This is a genomic window from Paenalicyclobacillus macrosporangiidus, from assembly GCF_900116805.1.
Taxonomy (GTDB): Bacteria; Bacillota; Bacilli; order Alicyclobacillales; family Alicyclobacillaceae; genus Alicyclobacillus_H; species Alicyclobacillus_H macrosporangiidus.
This window is the reverse complement of the sequence record NZ_FPBV01000018.1, coordinates 29,200-50,512: the sequence shown is the minus strand read 5'-3', so window position 1 is coordinate 50,512 and position 21,313 is coordinate 29,200. Positions and strand designations below refer to the sequence as shown.

The 21,313-nt window shown below is 65.3% G+C and carries 23 protein-coding genes; 21 read left to right on the top strand and 2 right to left on the bottom strand.

The features are described from left to right. Positions 1 to 17 precede the first annotated feature (17 nt). Complete coding sequence (locus BM357_RS14105; protein WP_074954779.1) at positions 18 to 305, top strand: initiation-control protein YabA; 288 nt, start codon at positions 18 to 20, stop codon at positions 303 to 305. 78 nt (positions 306 to 383) lie between these two features. Further along, positions 384 to 1,382 carry a 16S rRNA (cytidine(1402)-2'-O)-methyltransferase gene (rsmI, locus tag BM357_RS14100; protein WP_245784004.1) on the top strand — a complete coding sequence of 333 codons (999 nt, stop codon included), beginning with the start codon at positions 384 to 386 and terminating at the stop codon, positions 1,380 to 1,382. Between the two features lie 82 nt (positions 1,383 to 1,464). Here the strand turns inward: rsmI and BM357_RS14095 are convergent, their stop codons facing one another. Beyond that, positions 1,465 to 1,704 carry an AbrB/MazE/SpoVT family DNA-binding domain-containing protein gene (locus BM357_RS14095; RefSeq protein ID WP_029421961.1) on the bottom strand — a complete coding sequence of 80 codons (240 nt, stop codon included), beginning with the start codon at positions 1,702 to 1,704 and terminating at the stop codon, positions 1,465 to 1,467. A 329-nt stretch (positions 1,705 to 2,033) separates the two neighbouring features. Between BM357_RS14095 and BM357_RS14090 the strand changes: the two genes are divergently transcribed. The 8 genes from BM357_RS14090 (at position 2,034) to BM357_RS14055 (ending at position 9,595) form a co-directional block, all read left to right on the top strand. Beyond that, positions 2,034 to 2,885 (top strand): basic amino acid ABC transporter substrate-binding protein, encoded by an 852-nt coding sequence (locus BM357_RS14090; protein ID WP_175511545.1) that lies wholly within the window; start codon positions 2,034 to 2,036, stop codon positions 2,883 to 2,885. Between the two features lie 85 nt (positions 2,886 to 2,970). Continuing rightward, the gene (locus BM357_RS14085; protein ID WP_029421959.1) at positions 2,971 to 3,639 is read left to right on the top strand and encodes an amino acid ABC transporter permease; all 669 of its coding nucleotides are present in this window, start codon (positions 2,971 to 2,973) and stop codon (positions 3,637 to 3,639) included. Next, positions 3,626 to 4,348: an amino acid ABC transporter ATP-binding protein gene (locus tag BM357_RS14080; protein ID WP_074954773.1), complete on the top strand. Its 723-nt coding sequence runs from the start codon at positions 3,626 to 3,628 to the stop codon at positions 4,346 to 4,348. Before BM357_RS14085 ends, BM357_RS14080 begins: the two co-directional genes overlap by 14 nt. 377 nt (positions 4,349 to 4,725) lie before the next feature. After that, on the top strand, positions 4,726 to 6,756 hold the full coding sequence (gene metG, locus BM357_RS14075) for a methionine--tRNA ligase (protein ID WP_074954770.1): 2,031 nt from the start codon (positions 4,726 to 4,728) through the stop codon (positions 6,754 to 6,756). Next, positions 6,756 to 7,526 (top strand): TatD family hydrolase, encoded by a 771-nt coding sequence (locus tag BM357_RS14070; RefSeq protein WP_074954853.1) that lies wholly within the window; start codon positions 6,756 to 6,758, stop codon positions 7,524 to 7,526. Before metG ends, BM357_RS14070 begins: the two co-directional genes overlap by 1 nt. Continuing rightward, positions 7,523 to 8,155: a ribonuclease M5 gene (locus tag BM357_RS14065; RefSeq protein ID WP_074954767.1), complete on the top strand. Its 633-nt coding sequence runs from the start codon at positions 7,523 to 7,525 to the stop codon at positions 8,153 to 8,155. Before BM357_RS14070 ends, BM357_RS14065 begins: the two co-directional genes overlap by 4 nt. Continuing rightward, the gene (gene rsmA, locus BM357_RS14060) at positions 8,121 to 9,008 is read left to right on the top strand and encodes a 16S rRNA (adenine(1518)-N(6)/adenine(1519)-N(6))-dimethyltransferase RsmA (RefSeq protein ID WP_074954764.1); all 888 of its coding nucleotides are present in this window, start codon (positions 8,121 to 8,123) and stop codon (positions 9,006 to 9,008) included. The genes BM357_RS14065 and rsmA overlap by 35 nt, the downstream gene beginning before the upstream one ends. A gap of 104 nt (positions 9,009 to 9,112) precedes the next feature. Then, positions 9,113 to 9,595 (top strand): ribonuclease H-like YkuK family protein, encoded by a 483-nt coding sequence (locus BM357_RS14055; RefSeq protein ID WP_074954761.1) that lies wholly within the window; start codon positions 9,113 to 9,115, stop codon positions 9,593 to 9,595. Positions 9,596 to 9,600: 5 nt separating this feature from the next. Here BM357_RS14055 and BM357_RS14050 read toward each other — a convergent pair whose 3' ends face one another. Beyond that, positions 9,601 to 10,443, bottom strand: a complete 843-nt coding sequence (locus BM357_RS14050; protein ID WP_074954758.1) for a glycosyltransferase family 2 protein — start codon at positions 10,441 to 10,443, stop codon at positions 9,601 to 9,603. Between the two features lie 119 nt (positions 10,444 to 10,562). Here BM357_RS14050 and yabG point away from each other — a divergent pair, with 119 nt between their 5' ends. From yabG to BM357_RS13995, 11 genes are all read left to right on the top strand, one after another. After that, a complete protein-coding gene (yabG, locus tag BM357_RS14045) occupies positions 10,563 to 11,423 on the top strand; it encodes a sporulation peptidase YabG (protein WP_074954755.1) in 861 nt (286 codons plus the stop codon). A 165-nt stretch (positions 11,424 to 11,588) separates the two neighbouring features. Beyond that, entirely contained in the window at positions 11,589 to 11,864 is a 276-nt protein-coding gene (gene veg / locus BM357_RS14040; RefSeq protein WP_029421950.1) for a biofilm formation stimulator Veg, read from the top strand. A gap of 319 nt (positions 11,865 to 12,183) precedes the next feature. Continuing rightward, positions 12,184 to 12,372, top strand: coding sequence for a small, acid-soluble spore protein, alpha/beta type (locus tag BM357_RS14035; RefSeq protein ID WP_074954752.1), 189 nt, complete (start codon positions 12,184 to 12,186; stop codon positions 12,370 to 12,372). A 303-nt stretch (positions 12,373 to 12,675) separates the two neighbouring features. Next, positions 12,676 to 13,518 carry a cyanophycinase gene (locus BM357_RS14030; protein WP_074954749.1) on the top strand — a complete coding sequence of 281 codons (843 nt, stop codon included), beginning with the start codon at positions 12,676 to 12,678 and terminating at the stop codon, positions 13,516 to 13,518. Continuing rightward, a complete protein-coding gene (gene cphA, locus BM357_RS14025; protein ID WP_074954746.1) occupies positions 13,515 to 16,166 on the top strand; it encodes a cyanophycin synthetase in 2,652 nt (883 codons plus the stop codon). Before BM357_RS14030 ends, cphA begins: the two co-directional genes overlap by 4 nt. A gap of 45 nt (positions 16,167 to 16,211) precedes the next feature. After that, positions 16,212 to 17,111: a 4-(cytidine 5'-diphospho)-2-C-methyl-D-erythritol kinase gene (ispE, locus tag BM357_RS14020; RefSeq protein WP_342741630.1), complete on the top strand. Its 900-nt coding sequence runs from the start codon at positions 16,212 to 16,214 to the stop codon at positions 17,109 to 17,111. Positions 17,112 to 17,202: 91 nt separating this feature from the next. Further along, a complete protein-coding gene (purR, locus tag BM357_RS14015; protein WP_074954848.1) occupies positions 17,203 to 18,012 on the top strand; it encodes a pur operon repressor in 810 nt (269 codons plus the stop codon). A gap of 13 nt (positions 18,013 to 18,025) precedes the next feature. Further along, positions 18,026 to 18,400 (top strand): Rid family detoxifying hydrolase, encoded by a 375-nt coding sequence (locus BM357_RS14010; RefSeq protein WP_074954743.1) that lies wholly within the window; start codon positions 18,026 to 18,028, stop codon positions 18,398 to 18,400. A 119-nt stretch (positions 18,401 to 18,519) separates the two neighbouring features. Continuing rightward, the gene (gene spoVG, locus BM357_RS14005) at positions 18,520 to 18,792 is read left to right on the top strand and encodes a septation regulator SpoVG (protein WP_029421944.1); all 273 of its coding nucleotides are present in this window, start codon (positions 18,520 to 18,522) and stop codon (positions 18,790 to 18,792) included. A 171-nt stretch (positions 18,793 to 18,963) separates the two neighbouring features. Then, on the top strand, positions 18,964 to 20,382 hold the full coding sequence (gene glmU, locus BM357_RS14000) for a bifunctional UDP-N-acetylglucosamine diphosphorylase/glucosamine-1-phosphate N-acetyltransferase GlmU (protein WP_083430541.1): 1,419 nt from the start codon (positions 18,964 to 18,966) through the stop codon (positions 20,380 to 20,382). After that, positions 20,366 to 21,310, top strand: a complete 945-nt coding sequence (locus tag BM357_RS13995) for a ribose-phosphate diphosphokinase (RefSeq protein ID WP_074954737.1) — start codon at positions 20,366 to 20,368, stop codon at positions 21,308 to 21,310. Before glmU ends, BM357_RS13995 begins: the two co-directional genes overlap by 17 nt. Positions 21,311 to 21,313 lie beyond the last annotated feature (3 nt).

Below are 21,313 nucleotides of genomic sequence, written 5' to 3'. Positions count from 1 at the left end.
GGACCGGGAGAACGCGTATGGACAAACACTCGCTGTTCGTGCAGGTGGCGAACCTGGAAGAGCGAATCGGGGAACTCTATGAGGAACTGGGTGTCCTGCGCCAGAAGATCCTCGAACTGATAGAGGAAAATCAGCGCCTGTCCCAGGAGAACGCCCGCTTGCGTGAAGCGGGGAATTCTCCGGAGGAAGGGTATGACAATCTGCTGCGCATCTACCAGGAAGGCTTTCACATCTGCAATGTGAAGTACGGCAGCCTTCGAACCGAAGGCGAGTGTCTGTTCTGCATGTCGATTCTGGAGAAATGAGGACCCAGGGGCCCGTCCCGCAGCCGGGGGCGGGCTTTTGCGCACCTTGCGTACCTGCGGGCGGAAGGAGGGGATGGCGTGCAGATCCGAAGGAGCTTTACCGGGGAGGGACCCAGGTTGTACGTGTGCAGCACGCCCATCGGCAACCTGGCGGACGCCAGTTTCCGCCTGGTGGAGACGCTGCGGTCCGCCGACGTGATTGCGGCGGAGGACACCCGTCACACCCGCAAGCTGTTGTCGCACTACGACATCCACCCTCGCCGGTTGGTCAGCTATCATGAACACAACCGGCGCCGGCGGGCGGACGACCTGATCCGCTGGTGGCAAGAGGGCAAGACGGTGGCGCTCGTCACGGATGCCGGGACCCCGGGCGTCTCCGACCCAGGGGACGACGCCGTCGCGCTGGCCATCGAGCACGGCGTGCCGGTCATCCCGGTGCCGGGGGCCAGCGCGGTTCTGGCTGCGCTGACGGGGAGCGGATTCCCGGTGCAGCCGTTCACGTTCCTCGGCTTTTTGCCGCGCGGACGCACCCAGGCGCTCGACGTGCTGAGTCCCTACGCCGGCACGCCGGGGGCCCTGGTGCTGTACGAAGCGCCCCACCGGTTGGTGAAGACGCTTCGCCTGTTGGACGAATTGTGGCCGGAGCGCCGGGTGGTCCTGGCGAAGGAGCTGACGAAGCGCCACGAGTCGTTTCTCACGGGCATGCCGGGAGAGCTCGCCCGGCATCTGGAGGAGGAACCGCCGCTCGGCGAGTACGTGCTGGTCCTCGAGCCTGCGCGGACCGGCTCGGGGTGGCGCTCCCCCTTGCTGGACACCGTTCGGGCGAGCGGCGCGACGGCGTCTTCCGCCGGCGCATCGGCAGAGGCCGGTTCGTCTGCGGTCGCGGGCGGCCTCGGGCCGGACGGGGCAGCGCCGGCCGATCCGCTGGAGAACGCCATCGCCCTCGTCCGGCAGGCGATGGCGGAGGGGATGTCGCATGCCGACGCGGTCCGGGCCGTTTCCCGGCAGACGGGCGTCCGGCGGAAAGAGCTGTATCATGCGACCCTTGAAGGCGGATGCACAAGGGCTGGTCCGTGACGGACCAGCCCGCGTTGTCGAATCTCGTTGTTGAACTCGAATTCCCCTTGCCCCTGGCGCGGTCAGCCGCGCACGGCTGTCGTCAGGACTTCATCTCGGCGATACAGGCGGGACAGATGTTCTTCCCCTTGAAATGGATGATCTCGTCGGCATTGCCGCAGAAGATGCACGCCGGCTCATACTTCTTGAGGATGATCCGGTCGCCGTCCACGTAGATCTCCAACGCGTCCTTCTCGCCAATACCCAACGTCCGGCGCAGTTCGATGGGAATCACAACGCGTCCCAGCTCGTCCACCTTGCGCACAATCCCTGTAGATTTCACTGCACAGCACCCCCGCGATAAAAATGGATGTTTTTTTTCTTTGTTGTTCCCGCGCGAAGGCGGGCTTTGCATGCTGGCATGATAGGGAGTCGCTATCATCGCATGCAAAAACTTGAATTTTATCTAACTATACACGATCAGGCGGTTTTTGCAAGAGGCATGGTTGAGTTTGTTGTGATTTGGGCAAAATTCTCTTTTCCGCGTCCCGCGCACGAGTCGGACGCATTTGACCGGGCTGGTTACGGTATCCTGTTGTGTTCGTGAGTGGTTTTATATAAACTGTGAAAGCGGATTCGGTTGTCAATTCAGGGATGATTGGGGGGTTACACGTGAAGAAGGGGACGATGTTGGCGGCGCTGTTGTTGGCCGGCGCGACGCTCGCCGGATGCGGTGCGGGCGGCGGAAACGCGGCGAACTCGGCGGACAACGGCACCCAGAACGCGACGGCGGGTCAAGGTTCGCAACAGGAGACGATTCTCGTGGGCGCGGACACCACCTTCCCTCCGTTCGAGTCCATGCAGGGCGGCCAGGTGCAGGGGTTTGACATCGAGCTGGTCCAGGATATCGCTCAGGTGGAGAACCTGAAGATTGAGCAGATCAAGACGATGCCGTTCGAAGGCTTGATCCCCGCTCTGCAGACGGACCAGGTGGACGTGGCGGTGGCCGGGTTCACCATCAAGAAGAGCCGCCTGGAGAAGGTCAACTTCTCGAACGCCTACTACAAGTCCGGTCTTTCCATCTTGGTGAAGAAAGGATCCAACATCAAGGGCTTGGACGACCTGAAGAGCAAGGTGGTCGCCACTAAGAAGGGCACCTCTTCCGTCGACCTGCTGAAGAAAAACGGGATCACGAACATCAAGCAGTTCGACAACATCGACCAGGCTTACAGCGCGCTGGAGTCGGGCGGCGCGGACGCCGTGGTGTTCGATAACCCGGTCAACATCAACTTCAAGAACCAGCATGACGACGTAGAGATCGTCGGCGGCCTCCTCACCGGCGAGTACTACGGCATCGCGGTCACCAAGCAGAAGCCCGAGCTCCTGCAGAAAATCAATGATGGCCTGCAGAAGCTGCAGCAGGACGGCACCTATGAGAAGCTGTTCGACAAGTACCTCGGCGGCGACAAGTCGGGCTTGGTCGAAGGCGTGAAGGCGCCGGACGATGTCGCGCTCGACAGCTGAGCCAACGCTTCGTACAGCAACACGACCACACGGGGTGGCGTAGCAGGGCTCCGGCTACGCCACCTTTCTGCAGGAGGTGCAGGGAATGAGCCACATCTGGGAGCAGTGGCCGCAGATCTGGGCCGGTTTCCTGAGCACAGTTGAGTTTTCCGTGATCGCCATTCTCTTGGGTACCGTGATTGGTCTCATCGCCGCGCTGATGAAACTGGCCCGGTTCGCGCCGGCGCGTTGGCTCGCGACCGTCTACGTCGAGCTGTTCCGAGGCACGCCGCTGTTGGTGCAGCTGTTTTTCATCGCGCTCGGTCTGCCCGCCGTGCTGCCCTTGAACAAATGGTTCGGCCCCCAGACGTATCCGCTGGTGGCCGGTGCCGTCGGCCTCGCGCTCAACGAAGGGGCGTATATCACCGAGATCATCCGCGCCGGTATCCTCGGCGTCGACCGCGGGCAGTGGGAGGCGGCGGCCAGCATCGGCATGTCCCGCTACCAGACCATGCGCTACATCATCCTTCCGCAGGCGTTCAAGCGCATGATTCCGCCGCTTGTCAACCAGTTTGCGCAGACGGTGAAAGACACCTCCCTGTTGGCGCCCATTGCCATCACGGAGTTGGTCTACTCCGCGCAAGAGGTCATCTCGGTCTATTTCAACGCGTTCTCCATGTGGCTGATTGTCGCCCTGATGTACTTCGTGGTGATCTTCCTCATCACGCGGCTGGCCGCGTACCTGGAGAGGAGGTTGCAGATTGATAAGCGTTGAGAATCTGCACAAGTCGTTCGGCCGCCTGGACGTGTTGAAGGGTGTCACCACCCATGTGGATCCACAGGAGGTCGTGGTGGTCATCGGCCCCTCCGGCAGCGGCAAGAGCACGTTTCTCCGCTGTTTGAACGGATTGGAGACAGTGACCAGCGGCCGCATCGTGATCGACGGGGTGGAGCTGACCGATCCCAAGGTGGACATCACCAAGCTGCGCCAGCACGTCGGCATGGTGTTCCAACGGTTCAACCTGTTCCACCACCTGTCGGTGCTCGACAACATCACCATCGGGCCGCGCAAGGTGCTCAAACGTTCCCGGGAGGAGAGCGAACAACTGGCGTACGAACTGCTGGACAAGGTGGGGTTGCGCGATAAGGCGCACAGCTTCCCCGACGAGCTGTCGGGCGGCCAGCAGCAGCGCGTCGCCATCGCGCGGGCGCTCGCGATGAAACCGTCGGTGATGCTGTTCGACGAGCCCACGTCGGCGCTCGATCCGGAGATGGTCGGCGAGGTCCTGCAGGTGATGAAGGATTTGGCGCGCGAGGGCATGACGATGGTCGTCGTGACGCATGAAATGGGATTCGCCCGCGAGGTGGGCGACCGGGTCCTGTTCATGGACGGCGGCGTCATTGTCGAGGAGGGCAAGCCGCAGGAACTGTTCGCGAATCCGAAGGAGGAACGGACGCAGGCGTTTCTCAGCAAAATCCTGTAGCGAGTTGACACCCCCGGACGGAGTTGCTATATTGAAGCAAAGTTTCCGGGCAGCGGATCACACGTGCAGGCGGCGCTCGCCCCGAAAGGGGCGAGTTTTTTGGCGTTTGGCGTTGCGCGGGCATTTCACTCCGTTTGTGCTGCGCAAGTCACTTCGTGAAATGCCCGCGCAACGGGCGAGAGCGTGAATGCGGCGCCTACAGCACTCGCCGGGGCCTTGCGGATGGAGGGACTGTCGTGGGCGTTCGTGCTGACGCACGAACTACTCCGTTTGTGCTGCGCAAGTCACTTCGTGAAACGCCCACGCAACCGGCGAGGGAGTGAATCCGGCGCCTTTTTGGACACGCACTCGCTGGGGCCTGCTGAGGGGGGACTGTCATGGCGAAACCGACGTTTTATATCACGACGCCGATCTACTATCCGAACGACAAGCTGCACATCGGCCACTCCTACACCACCGTGGCGGCCGACGCGCTGGCTCGGTACAAGCGCCTGCGCGGGTACGATGTGATGTACCTGACGGGCACCGACGAGCACGGACAGAAGATCCAGCTGCGCGCTCAGGACGCGGGCAAGCCCGTCATGCAGTTCTTGGACGAGATCATCGCGTGGATCAAAGACCTGTGGTACAAGCTCGACATCTCGTACGACGATTTCATCCGCACCACCGAACCGAGGCACACCAAGGTGGTCGAGGAGATCTTCGAGCGGCTGATTGATCAGGGGGACATCTACCTGAGTGATTACGAGGGCTGGTACTGCACCCCGTGCGAGTCGTTCTGGGCCGAGCGCGAGCTGGTGGACGGCAAGTGCCCGGACTGCGGCCGCGAGGTGCAGTTCGTCTCGGAGGAGAGCTACTTCTTCCGGATGAGCAAGTACGTCGACCGCCTGCTGCAGTTCTACGAGGAGCACCCGGATTTCATCCAGCCGGAATCGCGCAAGAACGAGATGATCAACAACTTCATCAAGCCCGGTCTGAAGGACCTGTGCGTGTCGCGCACGTCGTTCGACTGGGGCATTCCGGTGCGGCGCGATCCGAAGCACGTGGTCTACGTGTGGCTCGACGCCCTGACCAACTACATCACCGCCATCGGCTACGGTTCGGACGATCCGGCGCAGCGCGCGAAGTTCGAGAAGTACTGGCCGGCCGACGTGCACTTCGTCGGCAAGGAGATTGTCCGCTTCCATGTCATCTACTGGCCCATCATCCTGATGGCGCTCGGCCTGCCGCTGCCGAAGAAGGTGTACGGCCACGGGTTCCTGCTCATGAAAGACGGCAAGATGAGCAAGTCGAAGGGCAACGTGATTGATCCGAAGTTGCTCATCGACCGCTACGGCAGCGACGCCATCCGCTACTTCCTGCTGCGGGAGATCCCGTTCGGGCAGGACGGCGTGTTTACGCCGGAGGCGCTGGTGGAGCGGCTGAATTTCGATCTCGCCAACGACTTCGGCAACCTCGTGCACCGCACGGCGGCGATGCTGCACCGCTTCCTCGGCGGCCGCATCCCCCAGCCCGGCCCGCGCACCCAGGCGGAGCTGGAGCTCGCGGAGCTGGCTGAGCAGACGGTGCGCGACGTGGAGCAACACATGGACGAAATGCAGTTCTCCGTGGCGCTGGCCGACATCTGGCGGCTCGTGCGGGCGGCCAACAAGTACATCGACGACATGGCGCCGTGGGCCCTGCACAAACAGGGCGACGAGGAGCGGCTGCGCACGGTGATGTACACGGTGGCGGAGACCATCCGGCTGGTCAGCGTGTGGGTGCAGCCGTTCATTCCGCGCGCGGGCGCACAGGTTCTGGATCAATATGGGATCTCGCCGGAGCACCGCACGTGGGACAGCACGCATCGGTTCGGCGCCGAGATTGGAGGCAGCGCTGTTGAGCAACGGCCGCCGTTGTTCCCGCGCCTCGACGTCGAGCAGGAGCTGGAGGCCTTGGCCGGCTTGACGCGCGGGCCGGCCCCGGCCGCGAAAGAACAGACCGAACCCCGGGCGGATGCGGGGGCCGGCGAAGACCGGCGGGAGAACGCAGGGCAGGAGGGACAAACGGTGGAGACGCAAGCCCCGGCGGGGGTTCAGACGAAAGACACCATCGGAATTGACGTGTTTGATCAGGTGGAGCTGCGGGTCGGCCAGATTCGAGCGGCCGAGCGGATTCCGAATGCCGACAAATTGCTGCGCCTGGAGGTGGACCTGGGGGCGGAGACACGCCAGATTGTCTCCGGCATCGCCAAACACTTCCAACCGGAGGAGTTGGTCGGCAAGAAGGTGGTGGTCGTGGTCAACCTGAAGCCGGTGAAACTGCGCGGGGTGGAGTCCTCCGGGATGATCCTCGCCGCCTCGACGGAGGATCAACTGCAGTTGGTGACGGTGCCCGACTTCATGCCCAACGGAGCCGTGGTGAAGTGATGCTGTTCGACACCCACTGCCATCTGTTTGACGAGCGGTTCCAGGACGACCTGGATGAGGTGGTGGCGCGCGCCCGCACGGCGGGTGTGCGCCACTTCGTCGTCCCCGGGGTCGACGTGGAGACCAGCCGGGCGGCCATCGCCCTGGCCGAGCGGTATGACGGGGTGTACGCGGCGGTCGGCGTGCATCCCGAGTCGTTGGCCGAATACCGGCCGGAGATGCTCGACGACATTCGGCGGTTGGCCGCGCATCCGAAGGTCGTGGCCATCGGCGAGATCGGGCTTGACTATTACTGGGACGTGGCGCCGCGCGAGGTGCAGAAGCAGGTGTTCCAGGCGCAGATGGACCTGGCGCGCGAATTGGGGCTGCCGGTCGTCGTCCACAACCGGGACGCCACCGAGGACGTGGTCCGCATCCTCGAGACGGGCGCGGCCGGGGTCACCGGCGTCATGCACTGTTTCACAGGGGACCTGGAGACGGCGATGCGGTGTGTGCGCTGCGGCTTTTTGATCTCGTACGGAGGCCCGCTGACGTTCAAGAACGCGGAGGGCGTTCGGCAGGCGGCGGCCGGGGTGCCGCTGGACGCGCTGGTGGTGGAGACGGACTCGCCTTACCTGTCGCCCCATCCCTTCCGCGGCAAGCGCAACGAACCGGAGCGCGTGCGCCTCGTCGCCGAGAAGCTGGCGGAGATCCGCGGCCTCCCGCTGGAGGAGCTGGCGGCCATCACGACGCAAAATGCCCTTCGCCTGTTCAGGCGGGTACCGGAATGACGCGGCGAGGCGAAGGCACGTCCGCCGCCGCGGAGCGGGTGCGCATCCGCGAGATCGTCGTCGTCGAGGGGTGGCACGACAAACAGGCGGTGGACCGGGCGCTCGAGGCCGACGTGTGGGTGCTCGGCGGCGATCGCGTCGCCCGGCGGACGCTGGCGGAGCTGCGCAGGGCCAGCCAGCACCGCGGCGTCATTCTCCTCACCGACCCGGACGGTCCCGGGGAGCGCATTCGCAGGAGGGTCGCCGAGGCGGTGCCGGGGTGCAAACACGCGCACCTGCCCCGTTCGAAGGCCCTCGGGCGCGGTCGCGTCGGCGTGGAGCACGCCGATCCCGCTGCCATCCGCGACGCGGTGCTGGCGGCGCGCCCTGAACGCGCCGGCGCGTTGCCGGAACCGGTGTTCCATCTCGTGGACCTGGCGGACGCAGGGCTGGCCCAGCACCCCCGGGCCGCGTTGCGGCGCCGGCGGGTCGGGGAGATGCTCGGCATCGGCTACGCCAATGCCAGGTCGTTTCTGAAAAAGCTCAACGCGTTGGGCGTCACCCGCGCCGAGTGGGATGCCGCCCTGGCGGCGTTGGCGTCGGAGGAGGACGGGCATGGAGACCCGCGTGGACGCGGCGAAGCCCGGTGAGTTGAAGGCGCTGTTGGCCGAACACGGGTTTCGGTTCAAGAAACAACTGGGACAGAATTTTTTGATTGACGAACGGGTGCTGCAGCGGATCGTCGACGCGGCGGAGGTGGGGGCCTCCGACGGCGCCTTCGAGATCGGACCGGGCGCGGGCGTCGTCACGCAGCGGCTGGCCGCGCGCGTCCACCGCGTGTTGTGCGTGGAGAAGGACGAGCGGCTTGGCGCGGTGTTGGCGCGCACCCTGGCGGGGTGGGACAACGTCGAGGTGCGCTTCGCCGACGTGCTCGAATTGGACCTGCAGGACGTGTGGCACCGCTTCGACGACTGCGCCCGGGTCGCCGTGGTCGCCAACCTGCCGTACTACGTCACCACGCCCATCCTGTTTCACGTCCTGGAATCGGGGGTGCGCTTCGACACCATGGTCATCATGGTGCAGCGCGAGGTGGCGGACCGGCTCTCCGCCCAGCCTGGCGGCAAGGCGTACGGGGCGCTGACCCTCGCCGTCCAGTACCGGGCCACCGTGGAGCCGGTCTGCCGGGTCGGTCCCGGGGCGTTCCTGCCGCCCCCCAATGTCGAGTCCACGGTCGTCCGGCTGCGCCGCCGTCCCAGGCCGGCGGTCGAAGTCCGGGACGAGCGGCTGTTCTTCCGGGTGATCCGAGCCGCCTTCGCCACCCGCCGAAAGACACTCCTCAACGCCCTGACCGGGCAGCTCTCGCTGCAGCGGGAAGCCTGCCTCGCGGCGCTGGCGGAGGCGGGCATTGATCCGGGGCGGCGCGGGGAGACGCTCAGCCTGGAGGAGTTCGCCCGGTTGGCGGAAGCCGTCGCCGTCGTCCCCGCAGGCCGCGGGGATGGGTGAATCCCGGCGGTCCGCCGCGCGCCCGGGGAGGCGGAAACGCGGCGGACGGTATATACTGATAGCCAAGCGATACGCAAGCGGTTCTGGCAAAGGAGCTGTGATCCATGTGGACGTTTGACAGCCCGAGCCGCGGCACCCTGACGCTGGACGAGGTCACGGAGGATGTTCGGTCGCTGGTGGCCCAATATCCCCAGGACGAGTTCCGGGTGATGGTGGGCACCGACTCCCAGCCCAAACCGGGGCGGCGCCATGTGACCTTCGTCACCGCCGTCATTATCCACCATGTCGGCAAGGGGGCCCGCTATTACATCCATCGGGAGCAACAGGAGCACATCTATTCCTTGCGCCAGCGCATGTTCACGGAGGCGTCGTACTCACTCCAGGTCGGCGGCTTGCTGTCGGAACAGTTGAACAAGCTGGGCGGGGACTGCCGGTTGGAGGTGCACCTCGACGTCGGGGAGCGGGGGCCCACCAAGCAGTGGGTGCGGGAAATCGTCGCGTGGATCACGCAGAACGGATATGACGCGCGCATCAAACCCGATGCGTTCGGCGCGTCCAAGGTCGCCGACCGATACACCAAGCATTGACGGGTTCATGACCCGTCCGGGTTCCATGAGGCACTGACGCGGCGGAGGATGTCCACGCGCCGCTGGGAGTGGTACCCGTCCCACCACACCCCCTGCCAGCGGCGCGTCGGCCGCCGTCCCGTCAGCAGGCAGCAGCCTTCCATCGCGTCCCCCCACAGCGTCTCCTGCATCCGCTTGGCGTGCTGGCGATCCCGCGTGCGATTCCCGGTGAGCCGGGCGTCCCAACCGCGCATGACGGCCAGGCGCAGGTCCGGACCGGCCGCGAGCACGCAACGCGCGAACCACTGGCCGGGATGGTGCAGCCAGAACGGAGAGAGATCGAGAAACGCGCGCCGGTGGATCAACCACGGACCCTCCGCGGGAGACACGTCCGTCCACTGGGGCCAGCGGACCCTCAGCACCCGGTGCCACAGCCACAGATCCGGCCGTGTGGCGGGCGGGGTGCGCCGTTCCGCCATCCGTGCGGCCGCCGGCCGCCCGACAAATACCATGTGGGCGCGGCTTCCCGTGGCACGAGCCAGCCACTCCTGCAGCATCGGGCCAAACCCACCGCCCCAATCCCCGTCCACGTGCAAAAACCAAGCGGTATCCGGAAAGGTCCGCATCGCCGCGTAGGTGCCGATGGCGCGCGGGACATCCGGGCCGAGGGCGGGTTTCCATTCCATCACCCGGGCTTCCCAGCGCAGCCGTCTCAGCGCCGTCTTCGCGGCGTCTGCACTCCCGTCCCGGCTCCCGTTGACGACCAGGATGGCTCTCCGGACGCCCGCCCGGTGCATCTGGGCCAGGGCGTTGCCGATGCGGTCGGCCTCGTTTCGAACCGGCACAATGGCGCACAATGGCAAGGCCATCTCTATCCCCCTTGAGCTTCCCGGCACGCGGGCTGGGCGGTCGTCCCGGTCCCCGTCACGCCCCTCTCCGGCGGGACGTATGCTATGGGAGCGACGAATGTCTCGAGGAGGGGCGCGCCTTGTGGAAACCCGGTGACATTGTGACCCGAAAGTCCTACGGACACGACCTGTGTTTCGTGATCGTCGAGGTGGATGAACCGTCGGCCACCGCCATTTTGAAAGGGCTTGACATCCGTCTGATGGCTGACGCGCCGTTCGACGACCTGGATGCGGTTTCCGAAGAGGAGATGAAGCGGTTTGAGGCCAACCGCAACCGGGTGGAGAGCGAGTGTCTCCGCCTCGTCCAGTCGCGGCGCGCGATGGAGTGGGAAAAGCGCGCACTCCGCAGAGAAGCCCGGTTTGAATCGAATCCCGATTTTTTTGAGCGGCCCGGGCGGGTTCTTCATTTGGACGGAGATGGCACATACCTTCAGAAGTGTCTCCACATGTACAGAGAACTCGGGATCCGGGCGATTGGGCAACATGTGCCGGAGTCGCAGATGCCGAACGTGATCGCCGGATTGTTGGAGAAGTACGCCCCCGACATCCTCATCATCACCGGTCACGACGGCGTGATCAAAAAGGGCAAGGACTGGTCGGATCTGTACAACTACCGGAATTCATGCCATTTCGTCAAGGCGGTCGAGGGCGCCCGCCGTTGCGTGCGCAGCATGGACGATCTCATCGTGATTGCGGGCGCCTGCCAATCCCACTTTGAAGCCATTCTGGAGGCGGGGGCGAATTTTGCGAGTTCACCGCAACGCATCATGATCCATGCGCTCGATCCGGTGTTCATCGCGGAAAAGATCGCCTACACCCCGATCAACGAGACGGTCAATGTCTATGATGTGGTCCGGTCCACCTACACGGGAACCGACGGCATCGGCGGCCTCGAATCACGCGGAAAATACCGTCTGGGGCTGCCGAAATCATTGTATTAGACCGCGGGGCGCCCTATGACGCGGCATGTTCGCCGGGCAGGCGGATGCCCAACCGTTAGGGATACCCATTGACAACGAAAAACATGCGTTGTTATAATTATAAACCTTTATTGACACCTCACCTTTCCGCGTGGTACAATACCGGGTGGAAAGAGGTGGTGTGTGTTGGCACGGAATGCGCTCCACGAGATCAAGCGCAGCCTGGACGGCCTGATTGGCGAAAGGGTGTTATTGAGGGCCAACGGTGGCCGCCGAAAGACCATTGAGCGGACGGGGGTTTTGGAAGAGACATACCCGTCTGTATTCGTGGTGAAATTGGACCCGCCCGACGGTTCTTTTAAACGGGTGTCCTACAGTTATGCGGACGTCTTGACGGAATCCGTCGAATTGATGGTGTACCGCAACGGAGACCAGGTCCGCGTGACCTACACACAGTCATAATTCCATGAAGAGTGAATCTCTGGACGGCCTTGCGGCCGTCTTTCTGTTTTTTATGGTGCGGGCGTGGTTACCGTTGGGCGCGTTCGTGCTGACGCACGAACTGCTCCGCTTCTTGCGCTAAAGCGAGACGCTTCGCGCAACGCACCCAACGTCAAAGAAGGGTGTGGCATGAGTCGTGCGGGCGTGTCGCGGAATGGCTCGCGTCAGCGGAGGAGTGGAGCGACACGCCCGCACACGTATGCCAACCATCCCCTGTGTGGACAGTGCTCAGGGCGCGCAACCTGTACATGGGCCGCAGAACGCGAGGAGGCGGTTTGCGATGGCGAGACGTGGAGGCACCATGTCGGAAGCGATGAAGATGGAGCTGGCGAAAGAGCTGGGGTTTTACGACACCGTCCAGCGCGAGGGATGGGGCGGCATCACCACGCGCGACGCCGGCAACATGGTGAAACGCGCGATCGAAATTGCAGAACGTGCCTTGGCGCAACAGGGAACGGACCGTTCTTAGGCGGACGATCACTGAGCTGCGGCCCCGGCCGGGGAGACCCCCGGCCGTTTTTGCGTGGGGTGCGTCGCGGCGCTCCGCTTCTGCCTCGCAAGCCGCTTCGCGCCGTGCCTCACCCCCCGCCGTCAGGTTCGCGGGCGTTTCGCGAAGTGTCTTGCGCAGCACAGACGTGGCGAAACCCCCGCGCAGCCCCTCCGAATAACCCGTCTGGGCCTGACGCATGATAAGGACGGTTTTTTCCATCCTCCGGAAAACGGAGAGAACGCCTGCCGCTGCGTCGCGCGGCCGCGGGTAGGGGGGACGGTTTTGCGCCGGAGATCCGGCACGCTCGTCATCATCGGCGGCAACGAGGATAAACAAGGCGAGTGCAAAATCCTGCGCGAGGTGATCCGGCTTGGCGGCGGCACGGAGGCGCGCGTGCTCGTGATCACGGTGGCCACCGAGTTGCCGATTGAGGTCGGGATGGATTACGTGGAGGTATTCAAGCGCCTCGGCGCCCGCGACGTGCGGACGTTCGACGTCTCCGACCGCAAATCTGCGAACCGCGACAGCGCGGTCGAGATGATTCGGGAGGCGACGTGCATCTTTTTCACGGGCGGCGATCAGATGCGCATCACCAAGCTGCTCGGCGGGACGCGCATCGATGCGGTCCTTCACGACGCGCTGGGCGGGGGGACGGTGCTGGCAGGCACCAGCGCAGGCGCGTCCATGATGTCCAGCACGATGATCGTCGACGGGGAGCCTCAGACCAATCCCCGCATCAGCGTCGTTCAGATGGCTCCCGGAATGGAGTTTCTGGATGGTGTCGTCATCGACCAACATTTCGCCCAACGGGGGCGTTTGGGGCGCCTGCTGTCCGCGGTCTCCCAGTACCCGCATCACCTGGGACTGGGCATCGACGAGGACACGGCCATCGTCGTCGAGGGCCAAGCGTTCCGGGTGCTCGGAAGGGGGGCCGTCAGCGTCGTCGACGCCGGGGCGCTGACGCACTCCAACCTGGACAGGGTCCGGTTCGACGACGCGTTGGCGCTGTGCGGGGTGAAGCTGCACATTCTTCCCGAAGGATACGGGTTCCACCTGCGGACGCGGGAACCCATCGTTCACTGGGAGCAGTGGCAGTCGAACCAGGGCAAGGAGTTGACGGAATGAACATCGTCTCGGTACGCCACTTGGATGGCCCGAACATCTATATCTACAAACCGGTCATGGTGGCCCGTGTGGACCTGGAAGGGTTGACAGAACGGGAGAGTTACGAGTTTCCGGGGTTTCCGGACCGGCTGTTGCGCACCCTGCCGGGGCTGCGGGAGCACCACTGCGCGAAGGGCGCGCCGGGCGGCTTCGTGGAACGGCTGTACGGCGGGACGTACTTCGGCCACATCGTGGAGCACGTGGCCATTGAATTCGCCTGCCTGGCCGGCGTCGATGTACACTTCGGCCGCACGGTGTACGCCGGCAGACCCGGGCTGTACGACATCGTGATGGAATGCAAGGCGTATCCCTGCCAGCGCTATCTCTTGCAGGCGGCCATCGGGCTGGTGGAGGACCTGCTGGAGGGGGTGTCGCCCTCCCTGGACGCCGTGCTGGCTGAGGCGGAGCGCATCCTGGCCGGGACGGAACTGGGGCCGAGCACCCGGGCCATCGCGGAGGCGGCGAGCCGGCGCAACATCCCGGTCCGCCGGTTGAACGAGGGCAGCCTCATTCAACTCGGTTACGGCAAGCATCGGAAACTGGTGGAGGCGACGGTCACGGAGCGGACCTCGGCGGTCTCGGTGGACATCGCCTGCGACAAGGAGCTGACGAAGCGCCTGCTGGCCGAGGCGGGCATCCCCGTCCCGGACGGAGAGGTGGCGGACGATGCCGAGGGCGCCGTGGCGGCCCTGCGGCGGATGGGCCCTCCCGTGGTCGTCAAACCGTTCAATGGAAACCAGGGGCGCGGGGTGAGCCTGGACCTCCATTCGGAACAAGAGGTGCGGGAGGCGTACGACATCGCCAGCGCCATTTCGCCGCGCGTCCTCGTCGAGCGGTACGTGCAGGGGCGGAACATCCGCTTCCTGGTGGTCGACGGACGATTCGCCGCCGCCAGCGAGCGCATTCCGGCCCGGGTGTTCGGCGACGGTGTGCACACGGTCCGGGAGTTGATTGAACGGGCCAACGCCGACCCCCTTCGCGGGATGGGGCACGAAAAGCCGCTGACGCGCATCCAGGTGGACGCCGTGGTGACCTCGACCCTGCGCCGGCAGCGCCTGTCCCTGTCCTCCGTCCCCGCGGCGGGGCAGGAGGTGTTGCTGCGCGCCAGCGCCAACCTGTCCACCGGGGGCGAGGCCATCGACGTGACGGGCGACGTGCACGAATCCTACGTCCGGCTGGCCGAACGCATCGCCCGCATCATCGGGCTGGACGTGTGCGGCATCGACATGGTCGTCGCCCGCCCGGAAGCCCCCTGGGACCGAAACGGGTGCACGGTTATCGAGGTGAACGCCGCGCCCGGCATTCGCATGCATGAGCACCCTTCCTACGGATTGCCCCGGGCCGTCGGGGAACGCATCGTCGAATCTTTGTTCCCAAACGGGGCCGACGGCCGCATCCCCATCGTGTCCATCACCGGCACCAACGGAAAGACGACGACGACCCGCCTCATCGCCCATGTTCTGGCGGCCACGGGCCGGACGGTGGGGATGACGACGACCAGCGGGGTCTGGATCGGCGGAGAACGGGTTCTGGAGGGGGACACGACGGGCCCGAACAGCGCCCGGGTGGTGCTCTCCGATCCCGCGGTCGAGGTGGCTGTCCTGGAGACGGCGCGGGGGGGCATCGTGCGCGGCGGGCTGGCGTACGATCGCGCGAACGTCGCCGTCATCACCAACATCCGCGTGGACCACTTGGGTCAGGACGGCGTGGAGACCCTCGAGGATCTGGTCCACATCAAGTCCCTCGTCGGCGAGTGCGTCTGGGAAGACGGCACCGTCGTCCTCAACGCCGACGACGAACACCTCGTCGAATTGGCGCCGCGGCTCCCTGCCCAAGTCGCTTACTTCTCGATGTCGGATCAAAACCCGGTGTTGAAGCGGCACCTGGCGTGCGGCGGCGTCGGGTATTACGTGTCGCGCGGATGGATTGTGGAAGGGCGCGGGAACCTCACCTGGGAGGTCGCGCCGGTCCGCGACATCCCGTTGACCATGCAGGGGCTGGCCCGGTTTCACACCGAGAACTGCCTGGCCGCCGTGGCCGCCCTGCGCGCCCTCGGATGCACACGCCAGCAGGTGGCCAGCGGCCTGACCACCTTCCTGCCGAGTGAACACAACCCTGGCCGGTGCATGCTCTACCGGCTCCCCGGCGGCGCGTACGCCGTCCTCGATTACGGCCACAACCCGGATGGCTTTCAGCGGATGGGGGAGTGGCTGAAGCAGGTCCCGCACCGCCGTCTGATTGGGGTGGTGGGCGTGCCGGGGGACCGGATGGACTCGGTGATCCGGCAGAGCGGCCGGCAGGCGGCCGAGATCTTCGACGCTTTTGTGGTCAAGGAGGATGCGGACAAACGCGGCCGACGGGACGGGGAGGTGGCGGCCCTCCTGGCGGAGGAGATCCAGGCGCTGGCGCCGGGGAAGCCGTGCACCGTGATCGCCCGTGAACCCGAGGCGCTGCGGTTCGCGCTGTCTCAAGCGGTGGCCGGGGACGTGGTGGTGATGTTTTTCGAACAACTGGCGCCGGCGCAAGAGGTGGTGCGGGCGTTCGACGGTGTGCCCGTGGCCGGCTTCGACGTGACGCCGGCGCAGCCGTTCGCCGCCATACCGCTGTGACTTGACTCCCCCGCCCCGCTCCAGCATGCTAGAGGGTGTTGTGGGGTGGGCGCATTGTTGGTCGAGCACGCGTTTGCGAAAATCAATCTCACCTTGGATGTGTTGGGACGGCGGGACGACGGGTATCACGAGGTCGACATGGTGATGCAGACGGTCGATCTCGCCGACGTCCTGACGCTGGAAGACGACCCTGGCGGGGACATCACCATCGACGCCAGCGTCTCCACCGTCCCTTTGGACGAGCGCAACCTGGCCCACACCGCCGCGCGCGTGTTTCGGATGCGCAGCGGTGTGGAGCGCGGGGTCAGGATCCATATCGACAAGCAGATTCCGGTGGCGGCGGGGCTGGCCGGCGGATCGGCCGATGCGGCGGCTGTGCTGCGCGGCCTGAACCGGCTCTGGGCGGCCGGCCGCCCGCTCGCGGAGTTGGCGGAGTGGGGGGCGTCCGTCGGCTCGGACGTGCCGTTCTGCGTGTGGCGCGGCTGCGCTGTGGCCCGGGGGCGGGGGGAGCGCATTGAACCGGTCCGGCATACCATGAACGCCTGGGTGGTGCTGGTGAGGCCGCCCGTCTTTGTCTCGACGGGAGACGTGTACGCCGCCCTGACGCGCGCGGACTACAGCGGGGCGCCCCGCAGCCCGTTGATGAAGGCCGCCCTGGTGGCGGGCGATTTTGAGGCTGTGCGGGCGAATGTGTTCAACGCGCTGGCTCCGGTGACGTTCCGCCTGTATCCGGAGGTCAGACGGGTGGCACAGCGCGTGCAGCAGGTGGCGCAGGTCCCGGTGTACATGTCGGGCAGCGGGCCCACCCTGTACTGCCTCCTGCCCACGCGCGGTGCGGCCCAGCGGGTGTACCACGCACTCCGGGGATTCATGCGCGAGGTCTATCTGTGCCGGTTCCTCACGGCGGCGCCCCTGCCGGCCCCGGCGGCCGGCGCCCTCCCTTGATCACGGCGCGCTTTTCCTGGTGGAGGCGGTGTGCTATATTCGCTTCGGACCTGCCCGCATCCCTGGGGCGGGGCCCGCGAGGAGGATGGATGTGCGCCGTTCGGAACGCTTGATTCGCATCACCAAAGACCTGCTGGATCACCCCAACCGCGCCTTGTCGCTGTCCGATTTGGCGGAACGCCTGGAGGCGGCGAAATCGTCCATCAGCGAGGACGTGGCCCTGGTGAGGGGCGTGCTCGAACGGGATGGCAGCGGCGTCGTGTGGTCCATCGCGGGCGCTGCGGGGGGTGTGAAGTACCAGGTCCGTGTGCCGCCCGCCCAGCGCGAGGCGTTCCAGCAGAACATCGTGGCCCGGTTGTCCGATCCCTCCCGCATCCTGCCGGGGGGATTTCTCTACATGTCCGACGTCCTCGGCGATCCGGACGTGTTGGACCTGGCCGGGCGCCTGTTCGCCGAAGCCTTCGCGGACCGGGACATCCAGGTGGTGGTGACGGTGGAAACCAAGGGCATCCCGCTCGCGGTGTCGGCCGCGCGCTACCTGCACGTGCCGGTGGCGGTAGTGCGCCGGGATCACCGAGTGACGGAGGGCGCGTCGGTGAGCATCCACTACATCTCCGGCTCCGAGCGGCGGATCCAGACCATGTCGATTTCGAAGCGCGCCATGCCGCAGCGTGCGCGGGCGTTGGTGGTGGACGACTTCATGAAGGCCGGCGCCACCGCCAAGGGCGTGGTCAACCTGCTCGCGGAGTTTGAGGCGCAGGTCGCAGGGGTCGCGGTGTTTGTGGCGACCCAGGAGCCGGCTGAAAAACTGGTTCCCGAGTACGTGTCTCTGTTCACCCTCGGCCCTCTGCAGGAAGGCGCGGGGGTTATCCTGGCGCCGGCGCTGCCGGTGCAATCGTGAAGGAGGTCTTCGCATGGACGAGATTTCAACCCAGCAGGCTCCTGCGGCCATCGGGCCCTACGCGCAGGCCGTTTCGGCAGGCCCCTACGTGTTCACCTCCGGTCAGATCCCGCTGCGGCCCGACGGGACGTTCGTCGACGGATCGGTGGACGAACAGGTGCAGCAGGTGTTGGCCAACCTGGACGCCATCCTGACGGCGGCCGGCGTGACGCGCAAGGACGTGGTGAAGGCGACGATTTACCTGACCGACCTGGCGAACTTCGAACGGGTGAACCAAGCCTACGGGGCGTATTTCGGGGATCACCGTCCGGCGCGATCGACCGTGCAGGTGGCGGCCCTGCCGCGGGGGGCGGCCGTGGAGATTGAGTTCATCGCGCTGCGCCCCTGACCCTTTCGGGTCCCCAACATGATTTTTTGAAAATTTGTACGTGACAAGCAGGAATTCGGCCACCCGCCGCGAATAGGGTAATCCAGGATCATTCGCGGACAACAAGGGTGGTGAAACAGGTGCAGATCACGGATGTCCGCCTTCGCAGAGTCAATGGCGAAGGCCGTATGAAAGCCATCGCGTCCATCACCATCGACAGTGAGTTCGTCGTCCACGACATCCGCGTCATCGACGGGAACAACGGCATGTTCGTGGCGATGCCGAGCAAGAAGACGCCGGATGGGGAGTTCCGCGACATTGCACACCCGATTTCTTCGGCGACTCGGCAAAAGATCCAGGAAGCGGTGTTGGCGGAGTACTACCGTACGGATGTGGCCCAGCCCACCGCGTGACGTTGTCCGTTCCTCTGCGTCAAGCAGGGATGGGGGACCCCAACGAACGTTGGGGTTTTTTGTTTGTCTTCTGAATTCGTTTCCAGACCGATGCGGCCCGTGCCGCGTAAATTGAAATCGCGGCGAGGCTTCAGGTACACTGGGATGGATAGCGGGGATGGAGGCGATGGTGTGGGCAGAGCGGCGATAGTGTTGGCAGCGGGACACGGCACGCGCATGAAGTCCAAGCGCCACAAAGTGCTTCACCCCGTCTGCGGCAAGCCGATGATTTTGCACATCCTCAGTCAGTTGGAACGCCTGCGGCTGGACCAAGTGGTGGTCGTGGTCGGGCAACACCGCGAGGCCGTGGAGGCCGCGGTGGCAGGGCGTGCAGACGTGGTGGTCCAGGAGGCGCAGCTCGGGACGGGACATGCCGTACAGGTGGCCTTGCCCGCGCTGGCCGGCGGAATCGACACCGTGGTGGTACTGTACGGGGATGCCCCGTTGATAGAGGCGGAGACGGTGGAGCGGCTGCTCTCGGAGCGCGAGGCGCGCGGGGCGGCCGCCTGCGTGCTGACCGCCGAGGTGCCGGATCCTACCGGGCTTGGACGCGTGGAACTGGGCCCGGACGGACAGGTGACGCGCATCGTTGAGGAGAAAGACGCGTCGCCCGAACAGCGGCGCAACCGGCTGATCAACACGGGCATCTACGCCTTTGCGCGGGCGGAGTTGGAACCCGTGCTGGCCCAGGTGCGCCCGGACAACGTCCAGGGCGAATACTACCTGACGGACACGGTCGCCATCCTGCGCGCGGCAGGCAAGGCGGTGTACGCGGTGCAGGCGGCGGATCCGGACGAGGTGGCGAGCGTCAACGACCGCTGGCAACTGGCGGAGGTGGAGCGCATCCTGCGCAGGCGCATCAACCGGCGCTGGGCTCGCGAAGGGGTGACGTTCATCGATCCGGATCACACGTACATCGGCACAGATGTCGAGATTGGGCCGGACACGGTGATCTACCCGGGCTGCGTCCTCGAGGGGGCCACGCGCATCGGTTCGGATTGCGTCATTGGGCCCAATACGCGGTTGGTGGACAGCGTGGTCGGGGACGGCGCCGTGGTGGAGCAGTCGGTGGTGCTGAACAGCGAGATCGGCCCTCGGGCGTCGGTCGGGCCTTTTGCGTACGTCCGGCCCGGCAGCCGGGTGGGGGCCGGCGTGAAGATCGGCGACTTCGTGGAGATCAAGAACAGCGTCATCGGCGAAGGGACCAAGGTCAGCCACTTGGCGTACGTCGGCGACGCGGACGTCGGCCGCCGGGTCAACGTCGGCTGCGGCGTCATCACGGTCAACTACGATGGGGAGAAGAAACACCGCACGGTGATTGGGGACGACGCGTTCGTGGGGTCGAATGTCAACCTGATTGCCCCCGTCACCGTCGGGGATGGTGCGTACTTGTGCGCGGGATCGACCATCACGGACGACGTGCCCGCGGACGGATTCGCCATCTCCCGCCCCCGCCAGGTGACCAAGCCCGGTTACGTGCGGGCGTGGAAAGAGAAACGACAAGCCAGGGTGCAAACGGAAGGGAGAACCGGGGATGCAGAAGGACGGTGACCTGAAGATCTTCACGGGCAACGCCAATCCGGCGTTGGCCCAGGAGATCGCAGACTACGTCGGGGTGGCCCTCGGCGACTGCGTGGTCGGCCGGTTTTCGGACGGCGAGGTGCGCATCAAGTTGGGGGAGAGCGTGCGCGGCTGCAACGTGTTCGTGGTGCAGCCCACGTCGGCGCCCGTCAACGAGCATCTGATGGAATTGCTGATCATGATCGACGCCCTCAAGCGGGCCTCGGCGCGGGCGGTCAACGTGGTCATCCCGTATTACGGATATGCCCGCCAGGACCGCAAGGCGCGCGCCCGCGATCCCATCACCGCCAAGCTCGTCGCCAATCTGCTGGAGAAGGCGGGGGCCAACCGGGTCATCTGCATGGACCTGCACGCTGGCCAGATCCAGGGCTTTTTCGACATTCCGCTCGATCATCTCGTCGGGCTGCCCATCCTGGCGAACTACTTCCTCGAGAAGGACATCCGCGATCCGGTGGTGGTCTCGCCCGACATGGGCGGGGTCACCCGCGCCCGCCAACTGGCGGAGCGCCTCGGGGCGCCCTTGGCCATCATCGACAAGCGGCGGCCGGACGCGAATGTGGCCGAGGTGATGAACATCATCGGCCAAATCGAAGGGAAAACAGCTATCCTGGTCGACGACATGATTGACACCGCGGGCACCATCACGCTCGGGGCGAAGGCCCTCTTGGAGCGGGGGGCGCGGGAGGTGTACGCCTGCTGCATCCACCCGGTGCTGTCGGGGGATGGCGTGGACAAGCTCCGCCGTTCGGAGATCCGCGAGATTGTCGTCACCAACACCATCGCGCTTCCGCCGGAGAAACAGTTGGACAAGATCACGGTGCTCTCGGTGGCGGAACTGATTGCCGAGGCCATCATCCGCGTGCACACCCAGCGGTCCATCAGCCAGTTGTTCGACTGATGG

Excerpts from the sequence above, each read along its gene's own strand:
- cphA (WP_074954746.1), top strand. The coding sequence starts at position 13,515 with ATGAACATCGTCTCGGTACGCCACTTGGATGGCCCGAACATCTATATC.
- BM357_RS14055 (WP_074954761.1), top strand. The coding sequence starts at position 9,113 with ATGTGGACGTTTGACAGCCCGAGCCGCGGCACCCTGACGCTGGACGAG.
- BM357_RS14105 (WP_074954779.1), top strand. The coding sequence starts at position 18 with ATGGACAAACACTCGCTGTTCGTGCAGGTGGCGAACCTGGAAGAGCGA.
- BM357_RS13995 (WP_074954737.1), top strand. The coding sequence starts at position 20,366 with ATGCAGAAGGACGGTGACCTGAAGATCTTCACGGGCAACGCCAATCCG.
- BM357_RS14070 (WP_074954853.1), top strand. The coding sequence starts at position 6,756 with ATGCTGTTCGACACCCACTGCCATCTGTTTGACGAGCGGTTCCAGGAC.
- BM357_RS14010 (WP_074954743.1), top strand. The coding sequence starts at position 18,026 with ATGGACGAGATTTCAACCCAGCAGGCTCCTGCGGCCATCGGGCCCTAC.
- BM357_RS14065 (WP_074954767.1), top strand. The coding sequence starts at position 7,523 with ATGACGCGGCGAGGCGAAGGCACGTCCGCCGCCGCGGAGCGGGTGCGC.
- BM357_RS14035 (WP_074954752.1), top strand. The coding sequence starts at position 12,184 with ATGGCGAGACGTGGAGGCACCATGTCGGAAGCGATGAAGATGGAGCTG.
- rsmA (WP_074954764.1), top strand. The coding sequence starts at position 8,121 with ATGGAGACCCGCGTGGACGCGGCGAAGCCCGGTGAGTTGAAGGCGCTG.
- BM357_RS14050 (WP_074954758.1), bottom strand. The coding sequence starts at position 10,443 with ATGGCCTTGCCATTGTGCGCCATTGTGCCGGTTCGAAACGAGGCCGAC.
- BM357_RS14085 (WP_029421959.1), top strand. The coding sequence starts at position 2,971 with ATGAGCCACATCTGGGAGCAGTGGCCGCAGATCTGGGCCGGTTTCCTG.
- metG (WP_074954770.1), top strand. The coding sequence starts at position 4,726 with ATGGCGAAACCGACGTTTTATATCACGACGCCGATCTACTATCCGAAC.